Annotated in this window: 16 protein-coding genes and 1 other annotated feature; of the genes, 13 read left to right on the plus strand and 3 right to left on the minus strand. The window is 34.6% G+C overall.

Annotated features, from left to right (window positions below):
* Window positions 1–133 precede the first annotated feature (133 nt).
* On the plus strand, window positions 134–919 hold the full coding sequence (locus EHR_RS09655) for a glucose-1-dehydrogenase (RefSeq protein WP_010737770.1): 786 nt from the start codon (window positions 134–136) through the stop codon (window positions 917–919).
* A gap of 357 nt (window positions 920–1,276) precedes the next feature.
* Here EHR_RS09655 and EHR_RS09660 read toward each other — a convergent pair whose 3' ends face one another.
* A complete protein-coding gene (locus EHR_RS09660; RefSeq protein WP_010718891.1) occupies window positions 1,277–1,732 on the minus strand; it encodes a helix-turn-helix domain-containing protein in 456 nt (151 codons plus the stop codon).
* Between the two features lie 787 nt (window positions 1,733–2,519).
* On the opposite strand from EHR_RS09660, the gene EHR_RS14285 reads away from it, so the two are divergent.
* The 4 genes from EHR_RS14285 to EHR_RS09670 all read left to right on the plus strand — a co-directional run bounded on the left by EHR_RS14285 (window position 2,520) and on the right by EHR_RS09670 (window position 4,025).
* The gene (locus EHR_RS14285) at window positions 2,520–2,678 is read left to right on the plus strand and encodes a hypothetical protein (RefSeq protein WP_014834578.1); all 159 of its coding nucleotides are present in this window, start codon (window positions 2,520–2,522) and stop codon (window positions 2,676–2,678) included.
* Between the two features lie 131 nt (window positions 2,679–2,809).
* Complete coding sequence (locus tag EHR_RS14485) at window positions 2,810–3,052, plus strand: radical SAM protein (protein ID WP_014834579.1); 243 nt, start codon at window positions 2,810–2,812, stop codon at window positions 3,050–3,052.
* Window positions 3,028–3,735, plus strand: coding sequence for a radical SAM protein (locus EHR_RS09665; RefSeq protein WP_243464866.1), 708 nt, complete (start codon window positions 3,028–3,030; stop codon window positions 3,733–3,735). Before EHR_RS14485 ends, EHR_RS09665 begins: the two co-directional genes overlap by 25 nt.
* A gap of 14 nt (window positions 3,736–3,749) precedes the next feature.
* The gene (locus tag EHR_RS09670; RefSeq protein ID WP_010737768.1) at window positions 3,750–4,025 is read left to right on the plus strand and encodes a hypothetical protein; all 276 of its coding nucleotides are present in this window, start codon (window positions 3,750–3,752) and stop codon (window positions 4,023–4,025) included.
* A gap of 135 nt (window positions 4,026–4,160) precedes the next feature.
* Here the strand turns inward: EHR_RS09670 and brnQ are convergent, their stop codons facing one another.
* Entirely contained in the window at window positions 4,161–5,519 is a 1,359-nt protein-coding gene (brnQ, locus tag EHR_RS09675) for a branched-chain amino acid transport system II carrier protein (protein WP_010737767.1), read from the minus strand.
* 133 nt (window positions 5,520–5,652) lie between these two features.
* Window positions 5,653–5,890 (minus strand) — a binding site (T-box leader).
* 507 nt (window positions 5,891–6,397) lie between these two features.
* On the opposite strand from brnQ, the gene EHR_RS09680 reads away from it, so the two are divergent.
* The 8 genes from EHR_RS09680 (at window position 6,398) to EHR_RS13870 (ending at window position 12,667) form a co-directional block, all read left to right on the plus strand.
* Window positions 6,398–6,739: an LPXTG cell wall anchor domain-containing protein gene (locus tag EHR_RS09680; protein WP_010737766.1), complete on the plus strand. Its 342-nt coding sequence runs from the start codon at window positions 6,398–6,400 to the stop codon at window positions 6,737–6,739.
* A complete protein-coding gene (locus tag EHR_RS09685; protein WP_010737765.1) occupies window positions 6,705–7,373 on the plus strand; it encodes a WxL domain-containing protein in 669 nt (222 codons plus the stop codon). The genes EHR_RS09680 and EHR_RS09685 overlap by 35 nt, the downstream gene beginning before the upstream one ends.
* A 70-nt stretch (window positions 7,374–7,443) precedes the next feature.
* On the plus strand, window positions 7,444–8,100 hold the full coding sequence (locus tag EHR_RS09690; RefSeq protein WP_014834582.1) for a WxL domain-containing protein: 657 nt from the start codon (window positions 7,444–7,446) through the stop codon (window positions 8,098–8,100).
* Entirely contained in the window at window positions 8,097–9,137 is a 1,041-nt protein-coding gene (locus EHR_RS09695; protein WP_010737763.1) for a WxLIP family cell surface protein, read from the plus strand. The genes EHR_RS09690 and EHR_RS09695 overlap by 4 nt, the downstream gene beginning before the upstream one ends.
* Before the next feature lie 8 nt (window positions 9,138–9,145).
* The gene (locus tag EHR_RS14490) at window positions 9,146–9,430 is read left to right on the plus strand and encodes a hypothetical protein (RefSeq protein WP_014834583.1); all 285 of its coding nucleotides are present in this window, start codon (window positions 9,146–9,148) and stop codon (window positions 9,428–9,430) included.
* A gap of 29 nt (window positions 9,431–9,459) precedes the next feature.
* Window positions 9,460–10,902, plus strand: a complete 1,443-nt coding sequence (locus tag EHR_RS09705; RefSeq protein WP_205943376.1) for a hypothetical protein — start codon at window positions 9,460–9,462, stop codon at window positions 10,900–10,902.
* Window positions 10,903–11,489: 587 nt separating this feature from the next.
* Entirely contained in the window at window positions 11,490–12,494 is a 1,005-nt protein-coding gene (locus EHR_RS09710; protein ID WP_148282904.1) for an ATP-binding protein, read from the plus strand.
* On the plus strand, window positions 12,434–12,667 hold the full coding sequence (locus EHR_RS13870) for a GHKL domain-containing protein (RefSeq protein ID WP_167537606.1): 234 nt from the start codon (window positions 12,434–12,436) through the stop codon (window positions 12,665–12,667). The genes EHR_RS09710 and EHR_RS13870 overlap by 61 nt, the downstream gene beginning before the upstream one ends.
* A gap of 58 nt (window positions 12,668–12,725) precedes the next feature.
* Here EHR_RS13870 and EHR_RS09715 read toward each other — a convergent pair whose 3' ends face one another.
* A complete protein-coding gene (locus tag EHR_RS09715) occupies window positions 12,726–13,490 on the minus strand; it encodes a LytTR family transcriptional regulator DNA-binding domain-containing protein (protein ID WP_192924244.1) in 765 nt (254 codons plus the stop codon).
* Window positions 13,491–13,701: the final 211 nt, after the last annotated feature.

Below are 13,701 nucleotides of genomic sequence, written 5' to 3' on the forward strand. Positions count from 1 at the left end.
AGCTTGCTGACTCTTTTATTATAGAAAAAAGTAAATCGATCGAATAAGCGTATCGTTTGCCTAAAAGACAGGGTGCTATTGTACACTTGATATAGGAAGTATGCAGTAGGTGAAAAAGAAGGGTGGAAAGTATATGTATAAAGATCTAACAAATAAGGTGGCAGTAGTAACTGGAGGATCAAAAGGGATCGGTAAAGCAATCTGTGAACGCTTTGGTAAAGAAAAAATGTGTGTGGTTGTCAACTATCATTCGGATGAAGAAGGGGCACAAGAAGCAGTAGCCGAGATCGAAAAAAATGGTGGCAAAGCAGTAGCTGTCGAAGCGGATGTCAGTACAGAAGAAGGGATGGATCGTCTGCTCAAAGCAGCAATCGAAACATTCGGAAGTTTAGATATCTGGGTCAATAATGCTGGTATGGAAACGCAAAAACCAACCCATGAGCTGGAATTAGAAGATTGGGAGAAAGTGTTAAAGGTGAACCTAACAGGCGTATTTTTAGGGACAAAAACAGCGTTGAGTTATTTTAAAACTCATCAGATCAAAGGTAATATTATCAACATGTCCTCCGTTCACGAACAAATCCCTTGGCCGACATTTGCTCATTACGCAGCATCAAAAGGCGGTGTCAAGCTGTTTACAGAAACAGTAGCCATGGAGTACGCACCAGAAAATATTCGAATCAACAGTATTGGACCAGGGGCGATCAAAACTCCGATTAATGCAGAAAAATTTGAAGATCCAAAAGAAAAAGAAATTCTAGAAAGCATGATACCAATGGAACGAGTGGGTAAACCCGAGGAAGTCGCCGCCGCTGCTGCTTGGCTCGCTTCTAATGAATCCAGTTATGTGACAGGAATTACTTTATTTGTAGATGGTGGCATGAAACTATATCCATCCTTTCAAGGTGGTAAGGGTTAAAGCTACTTACCATTATTATAGAAACAAGAAATAGGAAAAAATAAATTTAGAATCTAAAAAAACAGTAAACGACATTCAAAGAGCTGACCTTCGGCAATAAGACAAAAATCCACAAAACAGGGGGAGCTGTTTCGAGATTTTTATCTTGTTTGCTCCAACGATTACTCGTCGTAGTTTTTACTTGGCAAGTAATCAGGTCAAACGCTCTTTTCGCAATCTCTTATACACGGTGCTTATGCATCCAGTTCTTGAAATAAGCCTGAATTTTTTGAAACATGGGAAGCTGTTTCAAAAATTCAGGCTTATTGTCATCAGAGCAGATCGTTTCTTTCACAGTCTCTCTTTCAAAATAAAAAACTAATTCTTTTTTAGTGAAATGGATGTTTGTTTTTGTAGTTGTTCATAGATCCATGACCCGAAATTAGTGACATAATTAAAGTTACCACCAATTAAGATATCATATTCATTTTCTTTGAAATGCGTGTATTGGATCAATCGATCATTTTTATTAGCATAAACCTCTGAATGATAGTTAAAAAGTTGCTCTTTAAAGGCATCCATTTCGTGAAAATCATCTGTTACAAGAGATAATTTTAATGTGACAGGGACATCAAGCGTCACTTGATAATCTTTTTGGATCATTAGATTTTCCTTGTCACCGTAAAGGAAATCAAACAAATTTTGTTCAGAAAACTTCCATTTTCCTCCAACTTTTGTTCCCTTTAATTTCCCTTCGTGCAGATAGTTTCGAATTGAACGAGTTGTCACACCAAGTTGGTCGGCTAATTCTTGTACTGAATAATAACCTTTCAATATATCCCTCCTAAAAATTAAACCACTTATTTAAACACCGTGGTATCGAATTAAAATAAAGTCCTTATGACCCAAAAGTTAGTTTCAGATTGATGAGGAATTAAATATACTTTATAGATTGTAATTATACTAAAATTCTTATGAAAAAAATAGATTTGTTCGTTAAATAATCGTTATGTTTAGAATAAAATAAACAGATAAAGCAGTGTTTTTCAAATTTAAACTTAAAAAATCGTTATTTAAAATAACTTAATGGAAATTTATGATCACTATGAAAATTTGAGGTGATGAAATAAAATAAAAACAAATTTACTTATAGATAGTAATGAATCCAATCAAATAAGTCAGAAGAACAAATCAACGTGTCTTAGAAATTTTAGCGTTATATAAAAGAAACGCATAAATTGTTTAATTTTTTTATTTTATAACTAAGGTTTTAATAATTTTTCTCTCGAACCGTCATTGACAATATTTTCATTCAAAGTTTATACTATATTTAGGAAAAAAATGAATATTATCGTGCTTTTTCCTAAAAGTTCAGAAAGGAGACTTGTTATGTTTACGAAACCTGTACTAAAAAAAATCTCTGGCAATGTTTTGTCCCCATGTTCTTGTGGGTTATTGATTGGTAACGGTTCTTAATCTAGTCTTCCGATGTCCATTTTTAATTGGAAAATAAAGTTGCCCTACAAAACTCCCCTGTTAAAAAGGCGACTTTATTTTCCTATTTAATATAGTCAAAATGTTATTATTCGTTTGTGATGCTAATAAAAGAGGTGAGTGATCTATGAAAATCAAGGAAAATTTATACGCGTATCCTTTTCTTGATGAAATGATTCTCCATAATGTTCTAAGAAGCAGCTGGCTAGTGATTTCTAAAGAAGAGTTAGAGTTGGTGAAGCTACGAAAGTATTCAGCGTTATCCGAGTCTACGCAAAAAAACTAAAAATCTTTCAGCTTCTATTAGACGAGCCATTAAAAGTAAAAAAAAATGAAGTCACCATTCCTGAAACCGCTTATTTGGCGTTGACACATCAATGTAATTTAAAATGTGTGTATTGTTACGCAGAAGCAGATATGACCAAGAACTATCCAGATCAATTGTCTTTTATTGAATGGTTCCAACTATTAGAGCAATTAAAAGACTGTGGTGTAAAAAAAGTCATTTTTACTGGTGGAGAAATAGGACTGAATCATGATTCTTTAAAATATATCGATTATGCCTATCAACTAGGCTTATCGGTTGGTTTGATCACTAATGGAACCTTGATTGGAAAAAAAGGAATGCACAATTCTTGGCAGATCGATGCGAATCAATGACCATCAGCTTGGATTCGATTGATAAAGAAGAAAATGACAAGAACCGTGGTAGAGGTTGTTATGAAATAGCAATGAGAGATATCCGTAATCTTTTAGATATCGGTTTCCATAATATTTACGTTAATGCAACCTTTACCAACTATAACTTAAAATCGGTTGATCAAACGATTGAGTTTTTTAAAGAGAATGGAATCGCCTATAAATTAGGTGGATTTAGCGAATTAGGAAGAGGTAGTATGGCAGATATTTCATTATCTTTTGAAGAAAGAAAAGAAATCGAGTGCAAAGAAAAAAGTGCTCAACGATCTGCATTTTTAAAGCCATTTACAATTAAAGAATCTTGTGGTTTGGGTTTGGGAGAGTTCGTTATCAATCCAGTTGGGGATATTTTTGCATGTAAATTATTGGAGACAGATGACTATAAATTAGGTAATATCAGAAAAAACAAATTAGCTGATATTTATAACCATAAAGAGATAGAATTGCTTGAATCTCAAAATATCCATCATTTATCTGGTTGTCAAACTTGTTCTTTTCGCTATTTATGCGGTGGTGGTTGTCGTGCGCAACATTATTATCATACCAATGATATTCATGGAGTGGATCGCTCTGAATGTCAATTATTGCAAGAGTTAATAAAAAATCAAATGTATCGTATCTGGAAACAGACAGAAATGACCTGAAGGAGCGTGATTAGGTGAGACTGAACGGCGAATTGGCCTATGAGAAATTAGGGAACGACCTCTATCTTTCCTTGAATGATGAAATCTATCTTTTAGATAATGAAGTATCGATCTATATATTTGAATTATTAAAAACAAATGTAGCACTTAGTCATGTAAAAGAAAAAGTATTAATACGATTTGCTGATTCTGGTGACTATTCTAATGAAGAAAAAGAAAAATATATCACAGAGTTTATCTCAGATCTGATTAACAATCAAATTCTCTTACAAGATCAGGTCAATCAATGAAAACTAGCAAAAGAACAATGCGTTTATCAAAAGATAATCAACATTGTTCTTTTTTGCTTCTTTCTTCTGGCTTCACTCAAATTATCAAATGAAGCGTCATATTTCGGTAAAACTTCTCTTTGTCCGTTACAAGACTCAATTAGATAGAGAAGGGTCTAACTCAGTTCTTTGTTTAAAAATTAAACAATACAGTACGCCTATGATAAAGCCACTGATTGCTGGCAGGATAAAACCAACACCACTGGAAGCAAATGGAATCGTATGAACATACCAATTGGTTAAATTTGTTGTCAAATGATTTTGAATAGGTAATGCTTTGATACCATCAAACAAAGCAGGTATGGCTGTAAAGATTGTCGTCAATTGATAAACGATTCTGCGATTTTGGAAAAAGGCAGAGCAAAGTGCTGGGATGATCATTGCCATGGAAAGAGGATAAAGAATCATTAAAAATGGCATGGTCCAAGCAATAATGGTGTCAAGTCCAAAGTTTGCGGTAATAAAAGAAAGTAATGTAGTGATTCGAAGCCATCCTTTATAGCCGATCTTAGGGAAGCGGACTGAGAAATCTTGGGCAAATGAGGCAATCAATCCCATCGCAGAAGTGAAAACTGCTAACAGCGTCATCAAGGCCATAAAAATCAATCCCACTTTACCAAAATAGGATTGGACGATTTGAGTTAATGCAATCCCTCCGTTTTCGGAGATACCAAAGCGATTTAAAGACATCGTACCTAATGCAATAATCCCCAAATAGATACCACCACATAAAACCATCGTGAATAGACCAGATTTTACAGTATTTTTAGCAATCTGATCTTCATCATGAATCCCCATTCCTTGAAGCGCACGAATGATCGTAATTCCAAAAGCTAATGAGGCTAATGCGTCCATTGTATTATATCCTTCGATAAAGCCGTTGGTAGTTGCTGCTTGTTGGTAATCCAGTACAGGCTTGGCATCCAATGGTCCTAAGGGAAGAATCAAAGCGACGATAAACACAGCGAATAGTAAAATTAAAAATAATGGGTTTAAATATTTTCCAATGATTTTTAATAAATTTGATTCACGAGTTGATAAATAATAGGCTAAGCCAAAGAAAATAACCGAAAAGATAAATAAGCCAATCGTTGTATACTTTTCTGGTAAAATCATTCCTAAACTAAATTGATATCCTAATGCAGCAGTTCTGGGAGTGGCGAATAAAGGTCCTAAGGCCATATGGTTCATAATAAGAAATAAGGTACCATACCACGCAGCCACTGGTTTAGCAAAATCGTACAACCCGCTTGAGCGTGTTTTACTTAAGGCAATCAGTGCAGCTAAAGGTAATAAAGTAGAGGAGATCAAAAAACCAATCCCAGCAGATAACCAATGACTACCTGCAAGTTGACCTAAATGAGCAGGGAAAATAAGGTTACCTGCTCCAAAAAGCATTCCGAAAATGAGTGAAGCTAATAAAAATAATTTCTTTGTTGATAATTTTTCCATCATAAATAACTCCTTAATCGTTTAGTTAACATAAATGAAATGAAGCTAAACGTCTGACTCGTCTTTGTCTAAAAATTTGCATAAATCTTTTCCTTTCTTTGGTGAAAAACACAAAAAGCCCGTTGGAATAATTATTCCAACGGGCAATTGACATTGCGGTACCACCGTTTTTTTTGTTTATGAATAAACAATCTCTTAGCGACTCACTAATAGTGAAGCGCATTATCCGATAACGGGGATCGCCGGCACAAACTTCTAACGTCACTTGTGCATCTCCAGAGTTACTTTCACAAATAATAGACCTACGATTTTCCACCAACCAATCGCTCTCTAAAATGCTTATTATTCGTTACTCTCTCTATCAATGATTTTTGTTCATTATAGAAGCAATGATGGACAGTGTCAAGACAAAAAAAGTAAAAAATTGAATTTTCTGTCAATAGATTTGGGTGAAACGTTCACCATTGATTTTTTTCTTTCTTCTTAATTATGGTCAATTTTTATTGCTGTAAGAGTCTTCGTTAAGGACAGAAGCGTAGTTAAGTGTCTACATAATAAATAGTGAAACGAATACTTAATGGCTTGAAAAATGTGGGGAATATTCTTTGAGATTGTTAGAAACAGCCAACTATTGTTAGCAAAGTATTTATTTGACTATCTCTACAACAATTTTGAAATTTGATCGATCACACCGATTTGTTATCAGTCAGTCGTTCGATTCATCTTTTAAGACAAAAAAAGCAAAAATTGCAAGGTTAAACGGTTTCAAACGCCTTTTTTTAGAATGAATATAAGTAAAATAGGATTTACCCAATTGAGCGAAGATTAAAAAAAGGAGGTTTTGTTACATTTGCTGTAAAGAGAAAGGTGAGGGTAAGTGGATGAGAAAGATGACGATTGTTTTCTTTTTGTTCCTTATTTTTTTGACCATTGAGGCATATACGCGAACAATGATTGTCTACGCTGAATCTGTACAAAGCACAGCGGGGATCCGCTTTGTACCAAATCCTTCAAATGCATCATCAGAAGATCTGGCAAAAGAGAAAGACGGGCAGACAAAAAGAATGATGCAAAGAAAGCTCCCAAAAACAATTGATCAGCAGAGTAGTTCTTTGATGATCTGTGGTGGACTCATTGTAACAGCAGCAGGAGGTTTCCTCTTACTGAGAAAAGGAAAGAAGGAAAAAAATGAAAAAAGTAGTTTTAACAATCGCACTATTTAGCACATTCGTTATTAGTGCGAAGGCAACAACCGTTTATGCAGAAATAGCCGATGATACTCATGGCACAAGTATCGCTAAAGTTGGGTTAGAGAAACAAGATGAAACGGATGAACCAACGGATCCAATTGATCCACCAGATGTACCAGGTACGTATATTCCAACAGGAAACACCGGTGCTTTACGTATTGACTATATCTCAAATATTGACTTCGGTACACAAAAAATCGCTAGTGAAACAAAAAACTATACAGCTGGGAATTCAGATGAATTTGTTGAGACACAAATATCTGATCTACGAGGAAATGGTGCAGGTTGGAACTTACAAGTTAGCTATGATAGTGAAAAAGCAGGATTTTATACTGAAAATGGTGTTGCGTTAGCTGGGGCTGAACTAAGCTTGCCAGCAGGGACAGCAAAAACGGTGACAGAGAATCAATCTCCGGCAGCTGAAACGGCAACGGTAACAGTAAATAAAGATGCGCAAAATATTATGTTTGCTGCCGCAACAACCGGTCTAGGGACTTGGGAAGATCAGATGTCAGCAGAAGCTGTTTCATTAAAAGTACCTTCTGGTAACTTGGCAGGAACTTATTCTGCCACACTTGTTTGGACATTAACAGACGCACCAACTTAATCTAAAGGAGAAGAAACATGAAAAAAATATTCTAGCAACTACATTATTAAGTGTGTTAGCCATTAATACCATGAGTATGACCATCTATGCAGAAGAAATGAGTGATTCAGCAACTTCAACAGCAAAGATCACATTCGAAGGGAATGATACCCATTCCAACAAACCAGTGAATCCAGATAATCCAGATGATCCAATCGACAAACCAGACGAAGTAGATCCAGATGATCCTAACAATCATGGAACTGGCGATCAAGGACCACTTTCAATTGACTATGTGTCCAATATCAGTTTTGGTACACAAGAAATTTCACAAAATAAAAAAGTCTATGTCGCAGCAAATGCAAAACCATTTGTTCAAATCACAGATAAACGAGGAGTAGCTGGTGGCTGGTCACTAACTGCGACTGCTTCAAAATTTTCAGCAGCTGACAGCACTGAATTAAAAGGAGCAATCCTATCATTTGCGAATGGAGATACTCGAACGACTTCTGATAACATCAGCGGCAAACCTGATGCTTTTGATTTCACTTTTAACAATCATGAAGCTCAACCAGTTATGACGGCAAAAAGTCTGAATGGTCAGGGAACTTGGTTAGATGTATTTGAAGGAGAAGAAGGAAACAATACAAATGTTCAATTGACTGTTCCTGCTGGTTCTGCTCAAGCAAAAGAGTATACCGCAACGATTACTTGGACCCTTACTGCAGGTCCAACTGATGCACAATGATGAATAAACGTCATCATCGTTTTATTTGTTTAGTCACAGGCATCATCGGATTTTGGGGAATCCTTGGTGTCAATTCGCTCACCTCATATGCAGATTCAGCTGAATCTGCATATAGTGTAAGTGCAAATATACCTGAAGAACAAACAAATAAAGATGTATCTTATTTTGACTTAACTGAAGCACCAAATGAAACGCGCGACCTATCCATTCATTTATCCAATGTCGGAGAAAAAGAAAGTGTCTTTGAAATAGAGATCAACAATGCAGCGACCAACACAAACGGTGTGATCGATTATAATCAACGAACAGTTAAAAAGGATGCCTCTGCCAAATACCAAGTCAGTGATTGCTTAACCACTGATGCAAAGGAAGTAACAATTCCAGCTGGAGAAGCAAAAGACGTGCACTTTCAATTGAAAATGCCAAAAGAATCATTTGACGGGATTCTTTTAGGAGGTATCCATGTAACGAAAAAAGAGAACCAAAGTGAAAAAGTTTCTGGAACAGCGATTCGAAATAAGTATGCTTATGTTATTGGGGTTGAGCTTAGGAACAACAGTAAACCTGTCTCACCAGATTTGAAATTAATTTCTGTAAGAACTGGGTTACAAAATTCGTATGCAACGATTTTTGCACATTTACAAAATCCTACATCAACGATCATCAGTCAAGTTCATACGGAAGCGACGATCACTAAAAAAGGCTCATCAAAAGTGTTGTATACAGCAAACAAAGATCATATGTCGATCGCACCCAATACGAACTTTGATTTTCCGATCAGTGTCAACAAGAAGAAAATCGATCCGGGAACTTATATGTTAACAGTGGATGCGACAACAGAAAATAATCAAAAGAAATGGCATTTAGCAAAAACATTTACGATCAAACCAGAAAATGCCAAAAAAATCAATGATGAAGCAATTACAGAAGAAAAAGCAGAAGTATCTTATCTGCCGATGATCATTGGGATAGGCGGCTTACTATTAGGGATCATTGCGTTCTTAAGTTACAAACTGTTCCAACAAAAAGGTAGGTGAGGAAGGAAATGAAAAAGCAAAAAGTGAATAAAAAATTATTATTTCTAGTCGCCTATTTTGCTTTGTTCAGTCTCTTTCAGCTAGCCTTCTCTACTAAGTCAGTTGTTGCGGATTCATGGCCTGATGGACAATCAGAAGCTGACATCTATGGTGGACATATCCATGCTAAAATCACCTATGTAAAAGATGGGAATCCAAATTATACAGCGATTGGGGATACGATAACAGTTACAACAGTTTTAGAAAAAAAGATGATACAAACCTTGAAGAAGAGTATAAGCAATCAACGTTAGTGACGGTTTTTCCTGATAAAGAGCAAGGGTTGGAATTATTAGGAGAACCCGAACTTGTTTATAAACATGGTGGTGTAACAGGTAACGGAAATTTGATGGCTCCATCTAAGGAAGTTGCCTATGACATCATAACGGCTTATAACTTTTATGGACATACAGAATTTGGAGATTCCAAGTCCTATGATGGGCGGATTACAGAAATATTGCCGCTCGCTTCAGACGGTATCTCTGATGGTCCTTATAGTGACAATTACTCGGTTTATCGATTATTGGAAAAAACGGGTGATTCAATGACGATCACCTATCGTGCCAAAGTCACAGAAAAAGCAGTCACTAAGGATAAATTTGTCTTGCGTGCATCTGTTTGGGATAGTATGAAAAAAGATATTGGATTTACTCATTTTTTATCTGCTGAAATGCCAAGCTTTCAATCAGAAAAGTTAGCCTTATCTTTTGATGATACGAGCAAAAATCTAGAATTAGATTCCGAGCAGATCACGCTAACAGGTAAATGGAGTGGTCCTTTGGACGATCTCACAGCTTACTTAACAATCAATGGGATGATAATGAACACTGATGAACTATTGTCTTGCTTCAAGAGTGATGGCACATTTCGTGTACCTGTTGACCTGAGTCAGCTACCATCAGTTTCAGAAGTGAATAATGTGACTTTGATGATTCAAAAAAGTAATGGTGAGTCAGCACAAGATTCAACGGTCTTAAGAATGACCAAACCTGCTTCACCTCCTACGATTGAACTGGCAAATAATCTTGCTAATCAAACGCTCGTTCTTTACCCGGGGGATCAAGGGTTTACCTTGAGTGGCAAGTGGAAAGCCGATAGTGGTTCGTGGATCAATATTTACTATAAGTTAAATGGTGTTGAAAAAAAGCTGAATGATTCAGATTCGATTGCGAATACACAACCTGGAAATATGGTTGATTTTTCAAAGAATTTCACACTTGCAGACTTAGCAGCAGGAGAAAATCAATTTGAAGTTTATGTTAAAAATGAAAAACAACAACAATCAAATATTGAAACATTTAAGGTGATCAAAGAAGCGGGGGTTGTGAGATTTGTAAACGTACCAGATCTTCTGACTTTCATGTCAATCCCCGTTGCTAGTCATACGATTCAAACAAATTTGACACAGGCAGCCAATCTTTTAGTAGAAGATACAACTGGAAAACCGATTAATTGGAAACTTAATGTGTCACAAACTGAAGAGTTTAAAGATGGTAAACAAGTATTACCAGCCACTCTTTTTTATCAAAATGGTGATACGGCACAAGTCATCGAAAAAGAACATCCGATCACACTTCCTATGACTGAAGTAACAACTAATAATAATGTCCGGAATTACAGCATTCTACAAAATTCAGAAAACTATTTTTATCTAAATGTTCAACCCGGTGGATATGCTGGGGAATATTCATCACAGGTGGAATGGACAATTGTCAATGCCCCTTAGTTACTTTTATTGATAAAATATAGTGGAGCTGGTTAACAGGGATATTCAAATGATTGAAATCCAGATTTTTAATATTGAAATTAGCGAAATAAGCCAAAGATAGCCAAAATTACTTTTTGTATTTAAGCTATCTTTGGCTTATTTTTTTGTATTGTTTTATTAAGGATGGTGCAAATGCTGATCAAAGAAGACTGTTCATTGATTGAAATAGTTTGGATAGTTCTATGCTACTAAAAAAAGATGAATAAATGAAACTTGGATTTCCATCTAATCGAGAAGGTTAAGGTAACGTGAGATTCAGTTTTACAGTTAAGCTCTAAGGTGGTTAAATAAAAATTAAATTTTTCAAATATTCTAAATATGCTTGCGATTTTTCTAGTATTTTTTATTATTCATGTTATCTTATAACAGTAATGTTATTGGTTGTCAAAAGGGGAGGCACCAATTAATGAAAAAGTGGTATGTTTGAAAATGATAAACTGGTTTGCTTAGGGGGATGGGTTAATGGAAGTGATTATTTATATTATAGTGGTTCATCTTAATTTTGCACTGATAGGTCTCATTTTATTTGCAAAAAAAGGATTTTTATGGATTGCTTCATTCGTTTGGGATTAACGCTACTTAATATATGGCTGATTGAATGGACGCCAGTATTTTTGGTTTTACTTTATTTTTATAATGGAAAATATATTTTTCAGGAAACAAGAAATCTATTTATTGTTTTTTTATTAAATACTTTTTGTGTAAATTTTATCGGTATTTCTGTTTTTTTGACAATTGAAGTGCCACGATTTTTAGAAAATTATGACTTGTTAGCGAATGCGATCCTAGAAATTTTGCTTTTAGTGGCAATCCTAATTGTAATGAAAGAATTAGATAAAAAGTTTCGAATTAGTAATTATCTATACGCATATAAAAAAAATCGTCTGTTTTCGACATTTTTGATTATATGTATGTTCATGTCACTTTTGTGGTATCATTTGCTTTTTTCGATGGATTCATTGGATTTCCTTTTAACCTCTTTTATTTTAGTTGCTAGTAATTCCTTTTATGGACTACTTATGCTTTTGATTTTATTGAATGAAAAAAAGGAAGAATACTATCAGATCTATTTGGAAAGCATGAAAAAAAATGAAGAATATTATCAAAAGCTAGAAGAATTTCGTCATGATTATAAAAATTATGTTGGTGTGATGGAAGATCTTGTACAGAATAAACAAATTCATAACGAAATAGAGGCCATCGTAGGGGAAGAAAAAGAGTTTTTTGAAACGCAACTCAACGATGCTTTACACATGAAGTTACAAAAAATTTATGATCCACTGTTGCAAGGAGTTTTTGTCAAATTTGTTAAGCGGGCAGAAGAGCTTCGGATACCTTATAAAATCCAAGTTAATCATATCATACCCAAGCTTTCAATGAATTCCTATGACATGATTCGCTTATTTACAAATATTATCGAAAATGCGTTTGTTCATTATGATCAAACGATGGCGAAAGAAAAAAAGAAATCACGATCATTGTTGAACATTTGTGGGATTGTTTTTATTTTGAATTTAGTAATCCCAGCAAAAACACTGGAAAAAATCTAACTGAATTGTTTCAAAAAGGAACAACCAGTCAGAAAAGTAGTAAGGGAATTGGGTTATACAGTGTCAAAAAAATCGTAGAAGAGAATGAGAATCTTGCATTGAATTTAAAGTATGACAAACAAGAGCAACGTTTTTACTGTATCTTAACTTTGAAAAAAGAAACAGTCCATTAAAAAAAGCCACTCGCCTATTTACTGAATAGGCAAGTGGCTTTTTGTTGTACGTATGGGACTAATGAACTAAATGATTTTCATTTTTCAGATGTTCCATAAAATCCACTAATTTTTTTATGCTTCGACGGCTAAGGATTAAGGTATCATCATTTTTAAACACAATTTCATTGTTTTTTTTATCTACTAATTTAATGTTAGCTGGATTGATGGAGTAACTCTTCAAATCATTGAAAAAATGAAAGTTTTGAAACGTTTGTTTTAGTTCTTCAATTTTTCCATGAATCAAAAAAAATTCTGTTTGACAGAAAAATTCAATAGTCGAACGAGAACCTGTGATCTTACTTAAGTAATTGACTTCTTTAGGGTCGATTAAATAGATTTTAGAAAGTGATTCGATTTTAATGAGTTTACTTTGTCCTTGTTGCAAATTCGAATGGTTGAACAATAATTCTTCCAAGCCATTTACAGCTTCCATGATGTCTTTTTTACTATAATATTTATCTGCTCGAATATTTTGATTGATAATCTCCATACCTTTAGTTGTGTCATTCGTCAAAAACAGGATGTAACAAGAATGATTTCTCTGACGAATTTTTTTGCTAAAATCAATCCCAGAATGAAAACGGTTCAATTCAATATCAACAATAAAAATATCTGAGTCTTGGATAGGCATAAAATCAAGGTCAGCATAGAATTTTTCTAATTGAGAAGGCAAGGGGATGGTTAACGAAATTGCTGCTAAATTAGCACTACGATTATATTGTTTACGAAATTCTTCTTGATGGAATACATTATCTTCAATATAGTACACTTTCACACACATCACCTCCAACTTTCAATCGTTCTTAGTATAGCAAGAATCAATGTGTGGATAAAGAGAATAAAAGAATAAATTATTAGACTTTTTTTATTTAATATTTAAATAATTGAAAGGAAATATAGATGTTGAAGTAAAATTTGAACGAAAGAGTCAGAGAGAAAACGGTTATTTTGGAAGTCTAAAAATCATCTGGAAATAGTCTACAGACAAAAGC

Source organism: Enterococcus hirae ATCC 9790, assembly GCF_000271405.2.
GTDB classification, from domain to species: domain Bacteria; phylum Bacillota; class Bacilli; order Lactobacillales; family Enterococcaceae; genus Enterococcus_B; species Enterococcus_B hirae.